General features: G+C 71.1%; 21 protein-coding genes. 15 read left to right on the forward strand and 6 right to left on the reverse strand.

Annotated elements, in window-relative coordinates; all coding sequences use genetic code 11:
* The first annotated feature begins 12 nt into the window (after nt 1-12).
* Genes FB557_RS03935 through meaB form a run of 3 tightly spaced genes read left to right on the forward strand, consistent with a single transcriptional unit; the run spans nt 13 to nt 5,100 of the window.
* The gene (locus FB557_RS03935; protein WP_144855691.1) at nt 13-1,923 is read left to right on the forward strand and encodes a methylmalonyl-CoA mutase family protein; all 1,911 of its coding nucleotides are present in this window, start codon (nt 13-15) and stop codon (nt 1,921-1,923) included.
* The gene (gene scpA, locus FB557_RS03940) at nt 1,920-4,127 is read left to right on the forward strand and encodes a methylmalonyl-CoA mutase (protein ID WP_144855693.1); all 2,208 of its coding nucleotides are present in this window, start codon (nt 1,920-1,922) and stop codon (nt 4,125-4,127) included. Before FB557_RS03935 ends, scpA begins: the two co-directional genes overlap by 4 nt.
* On the forward strand, nt 4,120-5,100 hold the full coding sequence (meaB, locus tag FB557_RS03945) for a methylmalonyl Co-A mutase-associated GTPase MeaB (protein ID WP_144855714.1): 981 nt from the start codon (nt 4,120-4,122) through the stop codon (nt 5,098-5,100). The genes scpA and meaB overlap by 8 nt, the downstream gene beginning before the upstream one ends.
* Before the next feature lie 15 nt (nt 5,101-5,115).
* Here the strand turns inward: meaB and FB557_RS03950 are convergent, their stop codons facing one another.
* The 3 genes from FB557_RS03950 to FB557_RS03960 form a co-directional block, all read right to left on the reverse strand.
* Nucleotides 5,116-5,637 carry a hypothetical protein gene (locus FB557_RS03950; RefSeq protein WP_144855716.1) on the reverse strand — a complete coding sequence of 174 codons (522 nt, stop codon included), beginning with the start codon at nt 5,635-5,637 and terminating at the stop codon, nt 5,116-5,118.
* A gap of 102 nt (nt 5,638-5,739) precedes the next feature.
* A complete protein-coding gene (locus FB557_RS03955; RefSeq protein WP_144855718.1) occupies nt 5,740-6,294 on the reverse strand; it encodes a hypothetical protein in 555 nt (184 codons plus the stop codon).
* Nucleotides 6,295-6,352: 58 nt separating this feature from the next.
* Nucleotides 6,353-8,029, reverse strand: a complete 1,677-nt coding sequence (locus FB557_RS03960) for a BCCT family transporter (protein ID WP_144855720.1) — start codon at nt 8,027-8,029, stop codon at nt 6,353-6,355.
* Nucleotides 8,030-8,315: 286 nt separating this feature from the next.
* Here FB557_RS03960 and infA point away from each other — a divergent pair, with 286 nt between their 5' ends.
* From infA to rplQ, 7 genes are all read left to right on the forward strand, one after another.
* Complete coding sequence (gene infA / locus FB557_RS03965; RefSeq protein ID WP_068265898.1) at nt 8,316-8,537, forward strand: translation initiation factor IF-1; 222 nt, start codon at nt 8,316-8,318, stop codon at nt 8,535-8,537.
* Between the two features lie 82 nt (nt 8,538-8,619).
* The gene (gene rpmJ, locus FB557_RS03970; RefSeq protein WP_007928044.1) at nt 8,620-8,733 is read left to right on the forward strand and encodes a 50S ribosomal protein L36; all 114 of its coding nucleotides are present in this window, start codon (nt 8,620-8,622) and stop codon (nt 8,731-8,733) included.
* A 215-nt stretch (nt 8,734-8,948) separates the two neighbouring features.
* The gene (gene rpsM, locus FB557_RS03975; RefSeq protein ID WP_144855722.1) at nt 8,949-9,326 is read left to right on the forward strand and encodes a 30S ribosomal protein S13; all 378 of its coding nucleotides are present in this window, start codon (nt 8,949-8,951) and stop codon (nt 9,324-9,326) included.
* Nucleotides 9,326-9,724 (forward strand): 30S ribosomal protein S11, encoded by a 399-nt coding sequence (rpsK, locus tag FB557_RS03980; RefSeq protein WP_144855724.1) that lies wholly within the window; start codon nt 9,326-9,328, stop codon nt 9,722-9,724. Before rpsM ends, rpsK begins: the two co-directional genes overlap by 1 nt.
* Before the next feature lie 26 nt (nt 9,725-9,750).
* Entirely contained in the window at nt 9,751-10,359 is a 609-nt protein-coding gene (gene rpsD / locus FB557_RS03985; protein WP_144855726.1) for a 30S ribosomal protein S4, read from the forward strand.
* Between the two features lie 163 nt (nt 10,360-10,522).
* On the forward strand, nt 10,523-11,545 hold the full coding sequence (locus FB557_RS03990) for a DNA-directed RNA polymerase subunit alpha (protein WP_144855728.1): 1,023 nt from the start codon (nt 10,523-10,525) through the stop codon (nt 11,543-11,545).
* 47 nt (nt 11,546-11,592) lie between these two features.
* Nucleotides 11,593-12,303, forward strand: coding sequence for a 50S ribosomal protein L17, sunset domain variant (gene rplQ / locus FB557_RS03995; protein ID WP_144855730.1), 711 nt, complete (start codon nt 11,593-11,595; stop codon nt 12,301-12,303).
* A gap of 93 nt (nt 12,304-12,396) precedes the next feature.
* Here the strand turns inward: rplQ and FB557_RS04000 are convergent, their stop codons facing one another.
* Nucleotides 12,397-12,987 (reverse strand): winged helix-turn-helix domain-containing protein, encoded by a 591-nt coding sequence (locus tag FB557_RS04000; RefSeq protein WP_144855732.1) that lies wholly within the window; start codon nt 12,985-12,987, stop codon nt 12,397-12,399.
* 174 nt (nt 12,988-13,161) lie between these two features.
* On the opposite strand from FB557_RS04000, the gene rplM reads away from it, so the two are divergent.
* The 3 genes from rplM (at nt 13,162) to truA (ending at nt 15,244) form a co-directional block, all read left to right on the forward strand.
* Nucleotides 13,162-13,605 carry a 50S ribosomal protein L13 gene (gene rplM / locus FB557_RS04005; RefSeq protein WP_144855734.1) on the forward strand — a complete coding sequence of 148 codons (444 nt, stop codon included), beginning with the start codon at nt 13,162-13,164 and terminating at the stop codon, nt 13,603-13,605.
* Nucleotides 13,606-13,674: 69 nt separating this feature from the next.
* On the forward strand, nt 13,675-14,136 hold the full coding sequence (gene rpsI, locus FB557_RS04010) for a 30S ribosomal protein S9 (protein ID WP_144856091.1): 462 nt from the start codon (nt 13,675-13,677) through the stop codon (nt 14,134-14,136).
* Between the two features lie 253 nt (nt 14,137-14,389).
* Nucleotides 14,390-15,244 carry a tRNA pseudouridine(38-40) synthase TruA gene (truA, locus tag FB557_RS04015; RefSeq protein WP_144855736.1) on the forward strand — a complete coding sequence of 285 codons (855 nt, stop codon included), beginning with the start codon at nt 14,390-14,392 and terminating at the stop codon, nt 15,242-15,244.
* A gap of 28 nt (nt 15,245-15,272) precedes the next feature.
* On the opposite strand, the gene FB557_RS04020 is transcribed toward truA, so the two are convergent.
* Nucleotides 15,273-16,418: a glutamate--cysteine ligase gene (locus tag FB557_RS04020; RefSeq protein ID WP_144855738.1), complete on the reverse strand. Its 1,146-nt coding sequence runs from the start codon at nt 16,416-16,418 to the stop codon at nt 15,273-15,275.
* 164 nt (nt 16,419-16,582) lie between these two features.
* On the opposite strand from FB557_RS04020, the gene glmM reads away from it, so the two are divergent.
* Complete coding sequence (gene glmM, locus FB557_RS04025; protein WP_144855740.1) at nt 16,583-17,932, forward strand: phosphoglucosamine mutase; 1,350 nt, start codon at nt 16,583-16,585, stop codon at nt 17,930-17,932.
* A gap of 69 nt (nt 17,933-18,001) precedes the next feature.
* On the opposite strand, the gene FB557_RS04030 is transcribed toward glmM, so the two are convergent.
* Nucleotides 18,002-18,655, reverse strand: coding sequence for a carbonic anhydrase (locus FB557_RS04030; RefSeq protein WP_211356471.1), 654 nt, complete (start codon nt 18,653-18,655; stop codon nt 18,002-18,004).
* 81 nt (nt 18,656-18,736) lie between these two features.
* On the opposite strand from FB557_RS04030, the gene FB557_RS04035 reads away from it, so the two are divergent.
* A complete protein-coding gene (locus tag FB557_RS04035) occupies nt 18,737-20,206 on the forward strand; it encodes a GH1 family beta-glucosidase (RefSeq protein ID WP_144855742.1) in 1,470 nt (489 codons plus the stop codon).
* Nucleotides 20,207-20,307 lie beyond the last annotated feature (101 nt).

Raw genomic sequence — 20,307 nt, forward strand, 5'->3', positions numbered from 1 at the left:
GAAGACGCTGTCATGAAGCTCGCCGACGGCTTCGAGGAGGCGTCCTTCGAGCAGTGGCGCGAGCTCGCGGCCGGGGTGCTGAACAAGCGCCGGCCCGAGGGCCACCAGCTCAGCGGGGCCGAGGCAGAGGCGCGGCTGAGCACCGAGCTGCCGGGCGAGATCACCGTGCGCCCTCTGTACCGTCCCGGCGATCCGGCTCCGAGCCTCGGCCTGCCCGGGACGATGCCCTTCACCCGGGGCAACGGACCCCGACCCCGGCTGCAGCCGTGGGACGTGCGCCAGCTCGTCGAGAGTCCCGACGCCGCTGCTGCCCGGCGCGCCGTGCTGACCGATCTCGACCAGGGCGCGACCTCGACCTGGGTCCAGGTGGGCGATGGCTATGTCGAGCCCACCGAGCTGTCGAGCGTGCTCGAGGGCGTGATGCTCGACCTCGCGCCCGTCGCGGTGTCGTCGCTCGGCGACCAGCGTGAGGCCGCGGAGGCGCTGCTCGCCGTCCTCGAGCGAGCCGACCAGCTCGCCCAGGGCAGCAACCTCGGTCTCGACCCGATCGGCCAGGCCGCCGCCACGGGCGACCCGGCCGACCTGGCCGGGCTCACCCCCTTCGTCCGTCGGGGTCTCGCGCTCGACGGCGTGCGCGCTCTCGTCTGCGACGCGCGGGTCTACCACGACGCGGGAGCCACCGACGTCGAGGAGATCGCGCTCGCCGCCGCGACCGGCGTCGCCTACGCCCGGGCGCTCGAGGCCGACGGGGTGGACGTCGCCGACGCCTTCGCCCAGGTCGAGATGCGGGTCGCGGCCACGGTCGACCAGTTCGCGACGATCGCCAAGCTGCGCGCGCTGCGCCGGGTCTGGGCCAGGGTCGGGGAGCTCGCCGGGGTGCCGGAGCCCGCTCGTGGCGCACGGGTGCACGCCGTGACCTCGGCCCGGATGCTCACCGCGACCGACCCGTGGGTCAACGTCCTGCGCGGCACGATCGCCTGCTTCGCCGCTGCGGCCGGGGGAGCGGAGAGCATCACCGTCCTGCCGTACGACACCCCGCTCGGTCTGCCCGACTCCTTCAGCCGGCGGCTGGCTCGCAACACCCATCACCTCCTCGCGCTGGAGTCCCACGTCGCCGTCGTCGCCGACCCCGCCGGTGGCTCCTGGTACGTCGAGGAGCTGACCGACGAGATGGCCCGCCGGGCCTGGACCCGGCTCGGCGAGATCGACTCCGCCGGTGGGGTGGCGGCGCTGCTCGCCGACGGCACCCTCGCCCGCCATCTCGAGGCGTCCTGGCGAGAGCGGCTCCGCGGCCTGTCCGACCGGAGCATCCCGTTGACCGGTACCTCGACCTTCCCGCTCGCCGGCGAGACCCTGCTGACCCGGCAGCCGCGGCCAGGACGAGCCGAAGAGCCCGGCGGGCTGCCCGTCCACCGCGACGGCGAGGTCTTCGAGGCATTGCGTGCGCGGTCCGCCGCGGCGCAGGAGCCGCCCACCGTGCTGCTCGTCAGCCCCGGCGCGCGACGCGACTTCGGCGCGCGGCAGATGTGGGCGAGCAACCTCCTCGGGGTCGCCGGCATCTCGGTGAGCACCGCCGAGGAGGTCGATCCGGCCGGTGCGGGTGCGGCGCTGCGCGAGTCCGGCACGACGGTCGCCATGATCGCCACCTCGGCCGCGGTCAACGCCGAGGTGGGCGCCGATGTCGTCGCCGCACTGCGCGAGGCCGGAGCCCACCTCGTCGTCCTGGCCGGGCGGGCCGAGGAGCTCGGCGAGGGGTCCCCGGCCGACCTGGCCGTGAGCGAAGGGGTGGACGTCGTCGACGTGCTCTCGCGCCTCCTCGACCGGCTGGGGTGTCCGTCCCGTCCAGGCTCGCAGGCCTCCGCCTCAGGGAGCGAGGCATCGGCCTCGGGGGAGAGCACCACCGACGAAGGAGCCGCCCGATGAGCAGTGCGATCCCCGACCTCTCGACGGCGGACCTGGGTGCCGGCCGCCCGGCTGAGGACGCCGCGCAGCGCTGGGCGGAGCTGCTGGCGAACGAGCCCGGCGCGGCCGACGGGTGGCAGACCCCCGAGCACATCACCGTCCCCCCGGTGTACGGCGAGGACGACATCGCCGACCTCGACTTCCTCGAGACCGTCCCGGGCGCCGCGCCCTTCCTGCGCGGCCCGTACCCGACGATGTACGTCAACCAGCCGTGGACGATCCGGCAGTACGCCGGCTTCTCCACCGCCGAGGAGTCCAACGCCTTCTACCGTCGCAACCTCGCCGCCGGGCAGAAGGGGCTCTCCGTCGCCTTCGACCTGGCCACCCACCGCGGCTACGACAGCGATCACCCGCGCGTGCAGGGCGACGTCGGCATGGCCGGGGTGGCGATCGACTCGATCTACGACATGCGCACCCTCTTCGACGGCATCCCGCTTGACCAGATGTCGGTGTCGATGACGATGAACGGCGCGGTGCTCCCGATCCTCGCGCTCTACGTCGTGGCGGCCGAGGAGCAGGGGGTGAGCCCGGAGCAGCTGAGCGGCACCATCCAGAACGACATCCTCAAGGAGTTCATGGTCCGCAACACCTACATCTACCCGCCGGGCCCGTCGATGCGGATCATCTCCGACATCTTCGCCTTCACCTCGGCGAAGATGCCACGCTTCAACTCCATCTCGATCTCTGGCTACCACATGCAGGAGGCCGGGGCGACCCAGGACCTCGAGCTGGCCTACACCCTGGCGGACGGCATCGAGTACATCCGGGCCGGTCGCGAGGCCGGGCTCGACGTCGACGCCTTCGCCCCCCGGCTCTCCTTCTTCTGGGCGATCGGGATGAACTTCGCGATGGAGGTCGCCAAGATGCGCGCGGCGCGGCTGCTGTGGGCGCGGCTGGTGCGCGACACCTTCGAGCCGAAGAACCCCAAGTCGCTCTCGCTGCGCACCCACAGCCAGACCTCCGGCTGGAGCCTGACCGCTCAGGACGTCTACAACAACATCGTGCGCACCTGCGTCGAGGCGATGGCCAGCACCCAGGGGCACACCCAGAGCCTGCACACCAACGCCCTCGACGAGGCGATCGCCCTCCCCACCGACTTCTCCGCCCGCATCGCCCGCAACACCCAGCTCGTGCTGCAGCAGGAGTCCGGCACCTGCCGGGTCATCGACCCGTGGGGCGGCAGCGCCTACATCGAGCGGCTGACCCACGACCTGGCCAAGCGGGCGTGGCAGCACATCGAGGAGGTCGAGCAGGCCGGCGGGATGGCCCGTGCCATCGAGGAGGGCATCCCCAAGATGCGGATCGAGGAGGCGGCCGCACGCACCCAGGCCCGGATCGACTCCGGCACCCAGCCGCTCATCGGCATCAACCTCTACCCGGTCGAGGACACCGCCGCCGACGACGCGGTCGAGATCCTCAAGGTGGACAACGCCGCCGTGCGGGCCAGCCAGAGCGCCAAGCTCGAGCGGCTCCGGAGCGAGCGTGACGACGAGGCGTGCCAGGCGGCCCTCGCGGCGCTGCGCGACGGGGCGCGCTCGGCAGAGGTGTCGATGGAGTCCAACCTCCTCGCGCTGTGCATCGACGCGGCCCGGGCCAAGGCCACGGTCGGCGAGATGTCGGCGGCGATGGAGGAGGTCTTCGGCCGGTTCACCGCGCAGATCCGTACCATCTCGGGTGTGTACCGGGACGAGGCGAAGGGGGACGACTCGGTCGCCGAGGCGCTGGCGGCCGTCGAGGACTTCGCCGAGCACGAGGGGCGCCGCCCCCGCATCCTCGTCGCGAAGATGGGGCAGGACGGGCACGACCGGGGTCAGAAGGTCATCGCCACGGCCTTCGCCGACCTCGGCTTCGACGTCGACGTCGGGCCGCTCTTCCAGACGCCCACCGAGGTGGCCCGGCAGGCCGTCGAAGCCGATGTGCACGTCGTCGGCGTGAGCTCGCTCGCGGCCGGCCACCTCACCCTCGTCCCGGCTCTGCGTCACGAGCTGGACTCGCTCGGCCGCGAGGACCTCATGATCGTCGTCGGCGGCGTCATCCCCAGCCAGGATTTCGAGGATCTTCGGGCCGCCGGCGCCGACGACATCTACCCGCCCGGCACCGTCATCGCCCAGGCGGCGATCCGGCTGGTCCACGCCCTGCGCGAGCGCTCCACGGCCGATGGCTGACCCGGTCGGTGATCTCGCCGCCGGAGTACGGGCGGGTTCGCGTGCCCAGGTGGCCCGGGCGATCACCCTCGTCGAGTCCACCCGCGCGGATCATCGCGACCGGGCCCGGGCGCTGCTCACCGAGCTGGCCCCGCACACCGGCGGGAGCACGAGGGTGGGGATCTCCGGCATCCCCGGTGCCGGCAAGTCGACCTTCATCGACGCGCTCGGCGTACGCCTCATCGAGCGCGGTCACCGGGTCGCCGTCGTCGCGGTCGACCCCTCCTCCTCCCGCACCGGTGGCTCCATCCTCGGCGATCGCACCCGGATGGCGAGGCTGACCGCGAGCGACGACGCCTTCGTCCGGCCGTCGCCGACCGGGACCCACCTCGGCGGGGTGGCCCGCGCGACCCGCGAGTCGATGCTCGTGCTCGAGGCCGCCGGCTTCGACGTCGTCATCGTCGAGACCGTGGGGGTCGGCCAGTCCGAGGTCGCGGTGTCGGAGATGGTCGACACCTTCCTCCTCCTGGCGCTCGCGCGCGGGGGAGACCAGCTGCAGGGGATCAAGCGGGGGATCCTTGAGATCGCCGACGTCATCGCGGTGAACAAGGCCGACGGGCCGCACGAGACCGATGCGTGGGTCGCGGCCCGCGAGCTGACCGCGGCGATGCGCCTCATCAGCTCCGACCCGCAGGCCCGCAGGCCGCCGGTGCTCACCTGCAGCGCTCAGGAGCAGACCGGGCTCGACGAGGTCTGGCAGGCGGTGCTTGACCACCGCCGTCATCTTCAGGAGCAGGGGTCGCTGGAGAGCCGGCGGCGCGAGCAGCAGCTGTCCTGGATGTGGGCGCTGGTCGACGCCGAGCTGCACGACGCGGTGCGCCGGGACGAGACGGTCCGCACCGAGCTGCCGGCCCTGGTGGACTCGGTCAGCGACGGCCGGGTGAGCGCGGTCGAGGCGGCCCAGCGCATCCTCGCCGCGTTCTCCCGAGGCTGAGCGCCCGCGCCTGCTCTACCGGTTCTCGCGCCGGGGTCGCCGGCTGCCGTGACGCAGCAGCAGAACGCCGAGCCCGGCCACCGCGCCGAGCGCGAGCGACAGCGGACCCGGGATGGAGCGAGCACCGACGTCGGCCACACCGTCGGTGTGGACCACGGCCGGTCGTTCCGGTGCCGGCTGCGGCCCGGACGTGCTGTCGTCGGGGCGCTCGCCCGGGGCGGGGGAAGAGCCCTCGCAGGCGGCCACCTCGACGTCGCCGGACCCGAGCCAGGTCAGCTCGAGCGCGTCGATCTCGCGACCCATCTCGGTCAGGTCAGCCAGGTCCTGCTCGCTCAGCTCATAGCTGGCCATCGCCCGCAGCTCGGCGCCCTCCTCCTCGACGAGCTCGTCGAGAGCCTCCTCGTGCGCTGCGCCGTCGAGGAGGCCGGTGTCGCCCTGAAGCGCGGTGTGGTCGAGGAGAGCGGTGTCGACCGCGTCCCACCCGAAGCCGCCCGCGGGGGCCTGGGTGCTCGCGCTCTCGCCGGACCCGACGACCATCTCGTGCTCGACCTCGGGGTCGGCCAGGGTCGAAGAGGATGACGCTCGCCTCGGGGTTGCCCGCCGGGTTGGTCACGGTGAGGCTCTCGCAGGCCTCGCTCGTCACCTGCACCGGCGCGTGCGGGAGGCGCACGGGGTGAGGCCGAGCGTGACCTCCTGGGAGGGCGAGACGTCGGGGTCGAGCGCGTAGCCCTCGTCGGCCCGGGCGGTGACCTGGACGGTGATGTGGTCGGGGACCTCGGCCTCTTCGGGGAGGTCCTCCAGCGCGACGACGGCGAAGAATGCGCCCGGGACGGGCACCCCTTCGGGCAGCACGATGGCCTCTCCCTCGGAGGTGACGGTGTAGTGGGCGCCGTCGGTCTCGGGCAGGACGACCGAGTCCGACCCGACCCCGCAGGAGTCGCTGACGGTCGCCGCCGCTGGGCGGACGGTCAGCGGGCGGCGCTCGCGGCCATAGCCGGCGCGCCGAGGGCGAGGCCGGCGGTGAGGATGGTGAGGAGTGCAGGGCGGGTGGCGGGCACGTGCGGCTCCAGGTGCGCGAAGGGGGTGACGCCGAACCGCGAGGTCGTGGTCCGATCGGACCGTAGAGCAGGCCTGCCAGGGCTGCACCGCAGATCCGGACGAACCGACGATCACGGTCTGGTCACGCCCGCTCACGAGGAGAGGGCGGTGCACCGAGACCCGGTGCACCGCCCCCTTCGCCCGTCGGCCGCGGTCAGTCCCGCGCGGTGTCGACCGCCTCCTCGGAGTGGTCCGCCTCGGGGTCGTAGCCGATCTCTCCGCGAGCGCTGGCTTCCTTGCCGGCAGCGATCGCGTCGGCCGGGATGCCCTTGATCTCGGTGGCGAAGTGGAGGTCCTCCTTGCGCAGGGCGACGACGAAGGCGATGCCCGCGATGAACATCAAGGTGAACATCGGCAACCCGACGACGGTGATCACCTGCTGCAGCGCCTCGAGACCCTTGTCGCCGGCGAGCACGATGAGCAGCGCGGCGAGGGCACCCTCGCTGACGCCCCAGAAGACCCGCTGGCGCAGCGGGCCGGCCTCGCCGTCGCCGGTGCACAGCATGTCGACCACGAGCGAGGCCGAGTCCGAGCTGGTGGCGAAGAAGATCGCGACGATGAGCACGGCCAGCCCCTGGATCAGCTGGGTCGCGGGGTAGTTCTCGAAGAACTCGAACATCGCCAGCGGCACCGACTCGGCGACCGCGGTGGACAGCTCGCCACCGGACCCGCCGATGCCGTCGATCTGCATCGCCGACCAGCCGAAGACGACGAACCACACGAGGGTGAACAGGCTCGGCGCGAAGAGCACTCCGAGGACGAACTCGCGCACCGTGCGACCCTTGGAGATCCGGGCGAGGAAGATGCCCATGAAGGGCGCCCAGCTCACCGTCCACGCCCAGTAGAAGACGGTCCAGCCGCCCTGCCAGCCCCAGCCATCCTCCTTCTGGACGTTCGCGAGCGCGTCGTTCCACAGGGCCAGCTCGGGCAGGGCGGTGATGTAGTTGCCGAGGGTCTCGAAGATCTCACGGAGGAGGAAGAGGGACATCCCGCCGGTGAGGAAGACGAAGATCATCAGCGCGATCGCCATCCCGATGTTGATGTTCGAGAGCAGCTTGATCCCGCTGTCCAGGCCGGCGACGATCGAGCTCACCGCGACCGCGGTGAGGACGACGATGATGAGGACCTTCAGCGTCGTGCCGTTCTCCCACCCGAAGAGCGCGTTCAGCCCGGCACCGATCTGGGAGGTGCCCAGGCCCACCGAGACGGCGACGCCGAAGAGGGTGCCGAGGATCGCGAGGATGTCGATGCCGCGCCCGATCGGCCCATAGATCCGTTCCTTGAGCAGGGGGTAGAACACCGAGCTGACCCGCACCGGCAGCTCGTAGCGGTGGATGAAGTAGGCGAAGGCGAGGCCGGGCAGGCAGAAGATCGCCCAGGTGTGCAGGCTGAGGTGGTAGAGCGCGAAGTTCATCGCGTCAGTGGCCGCCTCGGCCGAGTACGGTTCGACGCCGGCGCGCGGCGGGGTGGCGAAGTGCGACATCGGCTCGGCGACGCCCCAGAACATGAGGATCGTGCCGATACCTCCGGCGAAGAGCATCGCGAACCACGACGGGAAGCTGTACTGCGGCGGCTCGTCGCGCCGCCCGAGCGTCACCTCGCCGTACGGCCCGAAGGCGACGAAGAGCAGCATGAGCAGCCACGCGGTGACCCCGAAGATGAAGTACCACCCGAGGTTGGTGACGATCCAGGTCCGCCCCGTGCCGAACATCGAGTTCAGCTGGGTGGGGAAGAGGAGCAGCAGCGCGAGGATGGCGACCATGAGGCCGGCGGAGACGAAGAAGATCGTCGGCTGGGTGCGCAGTCCCAGCCGTCTGGCGAGGGCGTCCATGGCGAAGGGTGGTCCTTTCCTCGTGGCGACGTGGTCCCCGGTGCGGGTTCCGGCGTGCGTCCCACCGTCGCCGGGCAGGGCAGCGGACGCAACGATCTGGCGGGATATCGCCAGATCGTGACCGACCTGTGCTCTGCCGACACGATTTCGCCGTGGGGGAGGGCGTCGCCTAGACTGGAGCGTCGCTTCCGTGTGCCGTCCCCCTGCCCGCAGGTGGGTATCGCATCGCGGAGGCACTCCCGGGCGTCCTCATCCTGAGGGTGCCCATCACACGGATTGAGAGGATATGGCCAAGAAGGACGGTGTCATCGAGGTCGAGGGCACGATCGTCGAAGCACTCCCGAACGCGATGTTCCGGGTGGAGCTGACGAACGGTCACGTGGTCCTTGCCCACATCTCGGGCAAGATGCGTCAGCACTACATCCGGATCCTCCCCGAGGACAAGGTTGTCGTCGAGCTGAGCCCGTACGACCTGACCCGCGGCCGTATCGTCTTCCGCTACCGCTGACGGGCTCCTCGCCCGCCAGGCTGCACGACCCGGTGCGTCAATCGGCGCCACCGGGAGGAGAGCGATCAAGGACGAGTTGGCAGTGAAGGTTCAGCCGAGCGTCAAGAAGATCTGCGACAAGTGCAAGGTGATCCGCCGCAACGGCCGGGTCATGGTGATCTGCGACAACCTGCGCCACAAGCAGCGCCAGGGCTGATCGCCGCACCGGGCCCGCACGGGTCCCGCACGCATCGCCAGGTCTGAGACCAGCACAACACCATACGACGCAGCACCCGACCCCGAAGCGTCTCGCTCCGGACGTCACCCCCGGCCCGGAGGCCGGGGACCGAGGGCCCCGCGACCTGGCGGGGGACCACCCGCGGACCGGTGCTGTACCAGACCTCCGGAAGCACAGACAAGGAACACCACAAGATGGCACGTCTTGTTGGAGTGGACCTCCCGCGCGAGAAGCGCGTCGAGGTCGCACTGACCTACATCTTCGGCGTCGGTCGCACGACCGCGCAGAAGGCTCTCGCCGCCACCGGCATCGACCCGAGCACCCGCGTGAAGGACCTGGTCGACGACCAGCTCGTCGCGCTCCGGGACTGGCTCGAGGCGAACTGCCAGCTCGAGGGTGACCTCCGCCGTGAGGTCGCCGCGGACATCCGCCGCAAGGTCGAGATCGGCACCTACGAGGGCCTCCGTCACCGTCGTGGCCTGCCCGTGCGCGGGCAGCGCACCAAGACCAACGCTCGGACCCGCAAGGGCCCGAAGCGCACCGTTGCCGGCAAGAAGAAGGTTGGTAAGTAATGCCTCCCAAGACCCGCTCCGGCGCCAAGGTTCGCCGCAAGGTCAAGAAGAACGTCTCCGTGGGCCAGGCCCATATCAAGAGCACGTTCAACAACACGATCATCTCCATCACCGACCCCACCGGCGCCGTCATCTCCTGGGCCTCCGCCGGCCAGGTCGGCTTCAAGGGCTCGCGCAAGTCGACGCCCTACGCCGCGCAGATGGCCGCCGAGGCCGCCGCTCGCCGTGCCATGGAGCACGGCATGCGCAAGGTCGACGTCTTCGTCAAGGGCCCCGGTTCCGGTCGTGAGACCGCGATCCGCTCCCTGACCGCCGCCGGCCTCGAGGTCGGCGCGATCAGCGACGTCACGCCCAGCCCGCACAACGGGGTCCGTCCGCCCAAGCGCCGCCGCGTCTGAGCACGGGAACCAAGGAGATATAGACCATGGCTCGTTACACCGGCCCCATCACCAAGAAGTCCCGTCGCCTCAAGACCGACCTCGTCGGCGGTGACAAGAACTTCGAGCTCCGTCCCTTCCCGCCCGGCCAGCACGGCCGGCGCCGGATCCAGGAGAAGGAGTACCTCACCCAGCTGCAGGAGAAGCAGAAGGCTCGCTTCACCTACGGCGTCATGGAGAAGCAGTTCGTCCGGTACTACAAGGAGGCGGCCAACCGCCCCGGCAAGACCGGTTCGAACCTGCTGACCATCCTCGAGTCCCGCCTGGACAACGTCGTCTACCGCGCCGGCCTGGCCCGGACCCGTCGGCACGCGCGCCAGCTCGTGACCCACGGCCACTTCGAGGTCAACGGCCGTCGCACCGACGTCCCCAGCCAGCGGGTCGAGCAGTACGACATCATCACGGTCCGCAAGCAGTCGGTGGAGTCCTTCCCCTTCCAGCTGGCCCGTGAGACCTTCGGCGAGCGTCCGGTCCCGGCGTGGCTGCACGTCGTCCCGGGCAGCCTGAAGATCCTCGTGCACCAGCTGCCGACCCGTGAGCAGATCGACATCCCGCTCACCGAGCAGCTGATCGTCGAGCTCTACTCGAAGAACTGATCCCTGGACTCCAGGGGTCGCTGCTCCCCCTTCGTCCCTGAGGCGAAGGGGGAGCGACCCCCGGCCGTCGTCGCGGACAGAGGCGCGACGGCCCTGGACGGCCCTGCGGGCCGTCCGCATCACGTGGCGTCATATAGCGGTCGCCCGTGGGAAGGAAAACACCGTGCTCATCGCACAGCGCCCAGTCCTCAGCGAGGAGGTCGTCGCCGACAACCGCTCGCGGTTCGTCATCGAGCCCCTCGAGCCCGGCTTCGGCTACACCCTCGGCAACTCCCTTCGCCGCACCCTGCTCAGCTCCATCCCGGGTGCCTCCCTCACCTCCATCCGGATCGACGGCGTGCTCCACGAGTTCTCCACCGTCCCGGGGGTCAAGGAGGACGTCACCGAGATCATCCTCAACCTCAAGGGTCTCGTCGTCTCCAGCGAGAACGACGAGCCGGTCGTGATGTACCTGCGCAAGTCCGGCGCCGGCGCGGTCACCGCCGCCGACATCAACCCGCCGGCCGGTGTCGAGGTGCACAACCCCGACCTGCACATCGCGACGCTCAACGACAAGGGCACCCTCGAGATGGAGCTCGTCGTCGAGCGCGGCCGGGGCTACGTCTCGGCCCAGCTGAACAAGTCCTTCGAGCAGGAGATCGGGCGCATCCCGGTCGACTCGATCTACTCCCCGGTGCTGGCCGTCACCTACAAGGTCGAGGCCACCCGAGTCGAGCAGCGCACCGACTTCGACAAGCTCGTCGTCGACGTCGAGACCAAGAACTCGATGACCCCGGCCGACGCGATGGCCTCTGCCGGCAAGACCCTCGTCGAGCTCTTCGGTCTGGCCCGCGAGCTCAACGTCGAGGCCGAGGGCATCGACATGGGTCCCTCGCCGACCGACGCGGCGATGGCCGCCGACATGGCCCTGCCGATCGAGGACCTCGACCTCACGGTGCGCTCCTACAACTGCCTCAAGCGCGAGGGCATCCACTCCGTGGGTGAGCTCGTGGGGCGCAGCGAGGCCGACCTGCTCGACATCCGCAACTTCGGCGCGAAGTCGATCGACGAGGTCAAGGACAAGCTGCACGCCATGGGGATGGCGCTCAAGGACAGCCCTCCCGGGTTCGACCCCAGCCAGATCGCCGACCGCTACGACGACGAGGACGAGGACGACCAGTCCTTCGCCGAGGACGAGCAGTTCTGACCCACTGACGACCTCCACCGGTGAGGTCAGCGAATTAGGAGAATGACATGCCTACCCCCACCAAGGGACCCCGTCTGGGAGGCGGCCCGGCGCACGAGCGGCTCATGCTGGGCAACCTCGCCCAGAGCCTCTTCGAGCACGACCAGATCACGACGACCCAGGCCAAGGCCAAGCGGCTCCGTCCGCTGGCCGAGCGGCTGATCACCTTCGCCAAGCGCGGCGACCTGCAGTCGCGCCGCAAGGTCATGGCCGTCGTGAAGGACAAGGGCGTCGTGCACCGCCTCTTCACCGAGATCGCCCCGGACGTGGCCGACCGTCAGGGCGGCTACACCCGGATCACCAAGATCGCGCCGCGCAAGGGCGACAACGCGCCGATGTGCGTCATCGAGCTCGTCCGCGAGCCGGTCGACGCCAAGCCCAAGCGCGCCGTCGTCAAGGAGGCCGAGGCGTCCACCGCCGCTGCGGCCCCCGCCGCCGAGGCCCCCGCGGAGCCGGAGGCCACCGAGCAGTCCGAGGCCACCGCGTCGACCGAGGCGCCCGCCGAGACCGCCGTGGAGCTGCCCCAGGGCGCGGTCGCCGCGACCGAGGACGGCTCGGCCCCCGAGGGCTACGACGTCAAGGGCAACGCCGACTCGGGCAAGTACCACGTGCCCGGCTCGCAGTGGTACGACGCCACCGAGGCCGAGTTCTGGTTTGCTTCCGCGGAGGACGCCCAGGCGGCCGGATTCGAGCCCGCTGGCGGCGAGTCCGCGCAGTAGGTCGACGCGAGCTGACGCGAGTCACGCCATCGACGAAGGGGTGGTCCTCCCGAGAGGGAGGGCCACCCCTTCGCCGTGCGGTCTCGCCGAGGGCTACCGCTGGGGGCTGGTGGGGGCCCGGTCGATCGGGTGGATCGCCACCGTGACGGCGACTCGGCGGGCCCCGGGGGTGCCGGCCCCGATCCGGCGGTAGCGGGCCATGACCTCGCCGAGCTCGGCGCGCATCGCGTCGAGCTGCTCCTCGTCGACGAGCACGGCGAAGTCGTGCAGGCCGGCCTCCTCCTGCCACACCAGCGGCCACTCGTGGGAGGCGTCGATCCAGGCGTGGGCCCGGGCCGCGAGGTGCTCGACGTGGTCGTGGGCGAGCCACAGGTCGTCCGCGGCCGTCTCGGGGTCGTCCGGCGCGGGGGTCGTGCGCACGACGAGGTCGTCGCCCACCTCGTCCTCGTCGGGGAGGGCCCAGACCCGGGTCTTCGCGTTGCCGAGACCGGTGTCCTCGACCAGGCCCGAGCGCTCGAGGACGCGCAGGTGGTAGCTCGTGGCGCCGGTGTTGCTCGAGAGCTCGCGGGCCAGCTCCGCGGAGGTCGCGCCGCCGTGCAGCCGCAGGTGCGCGACGATCCGGGAGCGAAGGGGGTGAGCGAGCAGCCGCCAGGACTGGTCGGCCTCCGCGGTCGGATGCTCCATGGATTGCACAATAGTTGTGCAATGTCCCCTTGCCAAGCCCCAGCGCTATCGTGCCGACCCGCTGCAACCCGCTCGGGAGTAGGGCCGTAGGCCCGTTCCGCGGATTTCGAGGAGGCTGACCCCCCTTCGTAAACTAGACGGGTACCTGATCCGTTCGACACAAAGGCAGCACCTGTGCGTACTCACTCCACCAAGGCGGGAGAGGTCACCCGCGCCTGGCACGTCATCGACGCGACCGACGTCGTGCTCGGCCGTCTGGCCAGCCAGGCCGCGATCCTCCTGCGCGGCAAGCACAAGACGACCTTCGCCCCGCACATCGACACCGGCGACTTCGTCATCATCGTCAACGCCGACAAGGTCGCGCTGACCTCCACCAAGGCCGAGCGCAAGTTCGCCCACCGTCACTCGGGCTTCCCGGGCGGTCTGAAGTCGGTCAGCTACACCGAGCTGCTCGAGAAGAGCCCGGAGAAGGCCGTCGAGAAGGCGATCCGCGGCATGCTCCCCAGGACCTCGCTCGGCCGTGCGCAGATGAGCAAGCTCAAGGTCTACTCCGGCTCGGAGCACCCCCACTCGGCGCAGCAGCCGACCCCCTACACGATCTCCCAGGTCGCGCAGTAAGCGCGCGGAAGAAGGACTGACACCGTGGCTGACACCACCGAGAACATCGAGCTGTCCGACGACGTCGAGATGACGTCCTACACCTCCGAGTCCACTGGCCCGGTCGCCGAGGGCGCCGAGCCCGCCGCTCGCCCGTCCGCGTCGGCACCGGGTGCCGGCACCGGCCGGCGCAAGCAGGCCGTCGCCCGGGTGCGCATCGTCCCCGGCACCGGCGAGTGGAAGATCAACGGGCGCACGCTCGAGGAGTACTTCCCGAACAAGGTCCACCAGCAGATCGTCAACGAGCCGCTCACCGTGCTCGAGCTCGACGGCGCCTACGACGTGCTCGTCCGCGTCCACGGCGGTGGCCCCTCCGGCCAGGCCGGCGCCGTGCGCCTCGGCGTGGCCCGCAGCCTCAACGGCGTCGACCCCGAGCTGAACCGCCCGGCGCTGAAGAAGGCCGGCTACCTCACCCGTGACGCTCGCGCCATCGAGCGCAAGAAGGCGGGTCTGAAGAAGGCGCGCAAGGCTCCGCAGTACTCCAAGCGCTGATCCCCGCTGGCGCGGGTCTCACCGCTTGGCTCCTCAAGCGCTGATCCGAAGCTGGCGCGGGTCTCACCGCTTGGCTCCTCAAGCGCTGATCCCCGCTGGCGCGGGTCTCACCGCTTGGCTCCTCAAGCGCTGATCCGAAGCTGGCGCGGGTTTCACCGCGTCCTGGGCGAAGGGCGGTCCACCCACCGGGTGGACCGCCCTTCGTCGTCCCGTGGCAGCAGCGCCCGACGGAGGCGCCGGTAGGCTCCGGCCCATGTCCGAGCAGAGCCGGTGCGATGAGGTCCGGCTCCGGGTCGACCTCGCCTACGACGGCACCGACTTCTCCGGCTGGGCAGCACAGCCGGGGCGGCGCACGGTCGAGGGCGAGCTGTCCTCCGCACTGCAGACCGTGCTGCGCCACGACGTCCGCCTCGTCGTTGCCGGACGGACCGACGCGGGCGTGCACGCCCGCGCCCAGGTCTGCCACCTCGACCTACCGCGCGCGACGTGGGAGCAGCTGACCGACCGTGCCGGGCGCGCCCCCGCCGAGGTGCTCGCCAGTCGCCTGCGCGGCGTCGTGCCGCCGGACATCGCGGTGCACCGTGTCGCCGAGGCGCCCCCAGGCTTCGACGCGCGCTTCTCCGCGACACAGCGCCGGTACCGCTACCTCATCTGCGACGACGAGGCGAGCCGGGACCCCCTTCGCCGTCGCGCCGTCGTCCAGCTGCGCCACCCCCTCGACGCCGACCGCATGGACGAGGCGGCCGGCGCACTGGTCGGGCTGCACGACTTCGCCGCGTTCTGCAAGCGCCGAGAGGGAGCCACCACCGTCCGCACGCTGCTGCGCTACTCCTGGCGCCGCGACGAGGAGGGACTGCTCGAGGCGAGCGTCGTCGCCGACGCCTTCTGCCACTCCATGGTCCGTGCCCTCGTCGGCGCCGTCGTCCCCGTGGGCCAGGGACGGGAAGGTCCGGGATGGCCGGCCGAGGTGCTCCGAGCCGGCCGACGCGACCCCCGGGTCAAGGTCATGCCGGCACACGGGCTGAGCCTGGAGCAGGTCGACTACCCGAGCGAGGACGCGCTGGCCGATCGCGCCGCCGAGGCGCGCAACCGCCGCGAGCTGCCCTGAGGCCACCCGTTCACCGGGACGGCACCGCTCACGGACCGCCGGGCAGCGGTGAGCCGGCGCGCAGCTCCTCGATCAACGACCTCGCCACCGCCTGCAGGTCGCCGTCGGCCCGCTCCGCGACGGCCAGCTGGCGCTGATAGCTCGCCCCGGATCGGATGATCGTCTCGACGTCGGCGAGCTCCTCGGCGCACCCGAGCCGCCGAGCCAGGGGCTCGAGCCGGTCGAGGATGTCGACGAGGTCGTCGGTCACGAGACGCTCGCGGTTCTTGTCGTCGCAGATGACGATCGCGTCCATGCCGTAGCGCGCGGCACGCCACTTGTTCTCCTGGACGTGCCACGGCGGCAGCGTGCGCACCGTGCCGCCGTCGGTGAGGCGGTTGTCGAGCCAGACGATGAGGCACTGGGTCAGCGCGGTGATCGCCGCGACCTCGCGCACGGTCGGCAGGCCGTCGCACACCCGGACCTCGAGCGTGCCGAGGTGCCCGGCCGGGCGCAGGTCCCAGCGGATCTCCTTGAGGTCGTCGATCACCCCGGTGGTGAGCAGGTCGTCGACGTAGCGCTCGTACTCGGCCCAGGTGTCGAACTGGAAGGGCAACCCGGCGGTCGGCAGCTGCTGGAACATCTGCGACCGGTTGCTCGCGAAGCCGGTCTCCTCGCCGGCCCAGAAGGGCGAGGACGCCGAGAGCGCCTGCAGGTGCGGGGCGTAGGGGAGCATGCCGTTCAGCAGCGGGAGCACCCGGTCGACCGAGGTCACCCCGACGTGGGTGTGCACCCCGTAGATGAGCATCCGCCGGCCCCACCAGCGGGTGCGGTCGATGAGGGTTGCGTAGCGCTCGCCGCGGCTGACCTCCTGGTCCTGGGGGCGGGCGAAGGGGTGGGTGCCCGCGCACATGAGGTCGATCCCGAGGGGGTCGGTCACCTCGCGCAGGGCGGCGATGCCCGCCTCGAGGTCGGCCGTCGCCTCGGCCACGGTGGAGCACACGTCGGTGACGATCTCGACGGTGTTGCTCAGCAGCTCGCGGTGGAAGCAGATCGAGCGCGGCAGGTCGGCCTCGCTGAGGGCGTCGACGACGTCACCGGCCCTGGGGACGAGGTCCAGGCTCTCGTGGTCGACGAGGGCCAGCTCCCACTCCACGCCGAGGCTCGGCCCGGTGGAGGGGGTGAAGTCGATCATGGCGAGCGCCTTGTCGTCGCAGGGACACCGATGTGCGTCATCTTGAGTGCTCAGCCTAGGTCGCGGGTATCGTGCAGCAGTCGCTGGGCCTGGCCTGTGATCGCACCTGATCGCGGTCGGGCCGCCTCCACCGAGGTCACCTGCACGGAAGGCTCACCTGGCTCATGTCCCGGATCTTCGGCACCGATGGGGTGCGCGGTCTCGCCAACGGCGAGGTCATCACCGCCGACTTCGCGCTCGGCCTCTCCCAGGCGGCGGCGCACGTCCTGCGGCGGCGTGACCTGGAGCACGGTCGGCGTCCGCGTGCGGTGGTCGGTCGCGACCCTCGGGCCTCGGGGGAGTTCCTCTCCGCCGCGGTCCTCGCCGGACTGGCCTCGGAGGGGGTCGACGTGCTCGACGCGGGCGTGCTGCCGACCCCGGCCATCGCCTTCCTCACCGCCGATGCCGACGCCGACTTCGGCGTCATGCTGTCGGCCTCGCACAACGCGATGCCGGACAACGGCATCAAGTTCTTCGCCCGCGGGGGACACAAGCTGCCCGACGCCGTCGAGGACCAGATCGAGAAGCGGATGAAGGAGGCCCCGTCACGTCCGACGGGCGCCGACGTCGGCCGGATCTCGGTGATGGCCGACGGGGGAGCGCGGTACGTGCGCCACCTCCTCGGCGCGATCCCCGGGACGCTCGACGGCCTCACGGTCGTCATCGACGCGGCGCACGGCGCGGCGAGCGAGATCTCTCCCGAGGCGTTTCGCCTCGCCGGTGCCACGGTCCACGTCATCGGGGCCAGCCCGGACGGGCTGAACATCAACGAGGGCTACGGCTCGACCCACATCGAGCAGCTGCAGGCGGCGGTGCTCGAGCACGGCGCCGACCTCGGCATCGCCCATGATGGAGACGCCGACCGATGCCTCGCGGTCGACGCCCACGGTGCCCTCGTCGATGGCGACCAGATCATGGCTGTCCTCGCCCTGGCCATGAAGGAGCGCGGCGCCCTGGCCCAGGACACCCTGGTCGCCACGGTCATGAGCAACCTCGGTCTGCTCAACGCGATGAAGGAGTCCGGTGTCGCGGTCAAGCAGACGGCTGTCGGCGACCGGTATGTCCTGGAGGAGATGCGTCGTGGCTCGTACTCCCTCGGTGGCGAGCAGTCCGGGCACGTCATCCTCCTCGATCACGGTACGACCGGTGACGGCCTCCTCACCGGCCTGATGCTCGCCGCGGAGGTCGCACGGACCGGGCGCTCGCTGACCGACCTGGCCGGCGTGATGACCCGCCTGCCGCAGGTGCTCGTCAACGTCGCCGGCGTCGCCAAGGACAAGGTCGATGACGACGATGAGGTCCGCGCGGCTGTCGCCGAGCACCAGCGCTCGCTCGGCGAGACCGGCCGGATCCTGCTGCGCAAGTCCGGTACCGAGCCCCTCGTCCGGGTCATGGTCGAGGCGCCGACCCAGGAGCAGGCGCAGTCCGTCGCCGACGCGCTCGCCGAGGTCGTCCGGGAGCGGCTGAGCCTGTAGCTCCCCCTTCGCTCGAACCGGGCTGATCCCCCCTTCGCCCGAGCCGTCCGGTCCCGACAGGCCGAACGGTCAGTGTTCGATCGAGCCGACCACGTCGACGACCCGCGCCTCGCCCTCGGCGAGGTCGTACTCGGCGCCGACGATCGCCAGCCGCCCACCCTGGACCGCCTCCGCGATGCTTGTCGACCGCTCGCGCATCAGCTGGCAGGTGGCCCGCACGTGCTCCCGCTCGATCTCCTTGACGTCGTCGCGGCCGGCGCGGCGCGCGCTGATCACGCTCGGGGTGATCCGCTCGACGATGTCGCGGAGGAAGCCCGGCGGCATGCTCCCGGTGTCGCTCGCGTCGATGGCGGCCTTGACCGCCCCGCAGGAGTCGTGCCCGAGGACGACGATGAGAGGGCACCCCAGCACCCCCACGCCGAACTCCAGCGAGCCGAGGACGCTCGGGTCCATGACGTGCCCGGCGGTGCGCACGACGAAGAGGTCGCCCAGCCCCTGGTCGAAGATGATCTCGGCGGCCACCCGGGAGTCGGCGCAGCCGAAGAAGATCGCGAACGGCCGCTGCTTGCTCGTCAGCTTCTGCCGGTCGTGGATGTCCTGGTGCGGGTGGTGGCGCTCGTCGGCCATGAAGCGGGCATTGCCCGCTGCGAGCTCGGCCCAGGCCTGCGCCGGGGTGCTCGGGCGGATGCCGGGGCGGTGGTGCGGGATGGTCGGATCTGGCATCGGTCGGTCCTTGCTGCCGGTCCCACGAGGGGGCGTCGGGAGGGTGTACCCGTCAGCCTAGGGCGGGCAGGATGGTCACCCATGGAGCGCTACCCCGTCACCGACCCCGCCGTCCTGGCCGCCCGGCTCCCGAGCGACTTCCGTCTCGGGGTGGCCACGGCCGCCTACCAGGTCGAAGGGGGAGTGAGCGAAGGGGGTAGGGGCCCCTCGATCTGGGACACCTTCAGCCACACCCCGGGCCGGGTCTGGAACGCCGACACCGGCGACACCGCCTGCGACCACTACCACCGGTGGGAGTCCGACCTCGATCTCATGGCCGAGCTGGGCGTGGACAGCTACCGGCTCTCGATCGCCTGGCCGCGGATCCAGCCGGGCGGGTCGGGCCCGGTCAACCGGGCCGGGGTGGACTTCTACCGGCGGTTGCTCACCGGGCTGCGTGAGCGTGACATCGAGCCGGTGGTGACGCTGTATCACTGGGACCTGCCGCAGGAGCTCGAGGACGCCGGCGGGTGGCCCGCACGCGAGACCGCCTACCGCTTCGCCGAGTACGCGGGGATCGCGGCGCGTGAGCTCGGCGATCTCGTCGGAAGCTGGCTGACCCTCAACGAGCCGTGGGTGGTGGCCTTCCTCGGGTACGCCGCGGGGGTCCACGCCCCGGGTCGGACCGAGCCGGCAGCCGCGCTCGCCGCGGCGCACCATCTCAACCTGGCCCACGGGCTCGGCGCCGACGCGATCCGCGGGGAGCTCGGCGAGGCGGCGCGGGTGGCGGTCACGCTCAACCATCACGCGGTGCGCGCCCACGACCCGGAGCGCGCCGAAGACGTCGAGGCCGCCCGCCGGGTCGACGCCGTGGGCAACCGGATCTGGACCGGCCCGATGCTGCGCGGGTTCTACGACGAGGACCTGCTCGAGGACACCGCCGAGATCACCGACTGGTCCTTCGTCCGCGACGGCGATACCCAGGCGGCCCAGGTGCCGATCGAGTCGCTCGGGATCAACTACTACACACCGACGATCGTGCGCGGGATCGCCCCCGGGGAGGCGCCGAGCAGCAGCGGCGGGCACGGCGAAGGGGTGGCCTCACCCTGGGTGGGCGTGTCCGGCGTCGACTTCGTCGAGCCCGAGGGCGAGCGGACCGAGATGGGGTGGTTGGTCGAGCCGTCGGCGCTGACCGGGATGCTCCGGCGGCTGGGGGAGGAGAACCCCGGGCTGCCGCTGGTGATCACCGAGAACGGTGCGGCATACGCCGACGAGGTGGTCGAGGGTGAGGGTGACGAGGGCCGCTCCCGCCACGTGCCCGACCGTGACCGGACGAGCTACCTCTCCGGCCACCTGGGCGCGGTGGCCGACGCGATCGACGCCGGCGTCGACGTGCGGGCCTACTTCGCGTGGTCGCTGCTGGACAACTTCGAGTGGGCCTTCGGCTACCAGCGCCGCTTCGGCATCGTGGCTGTCGACTTCGAGACCCAGGAGCGGATCGTCAAGGACTCCGCGCTGTGGTTCCGCGAGGTCCTGGCTGCTCATCAGGTGAGACGTCACCGGTCGCCCTGACCGACCAGTCAGGGCAGGCCGCGGTCGTCTTGCCTGGTAAATCGGACGAGGCGGGGGTGGTTACCGGATCGTTACGCCTCATCGTTGGGCAGGTCGTGGCG

Source organism: Marihabitans asiaticum, assembly GCF_007828725.1.
GTDB classification, from domain to species: Bacteria; Actinomycetota; Actinomycetes; order Actinomycetales; family Dermatophilaceae; genus Marihabitans; species Marihabitans asiaticum.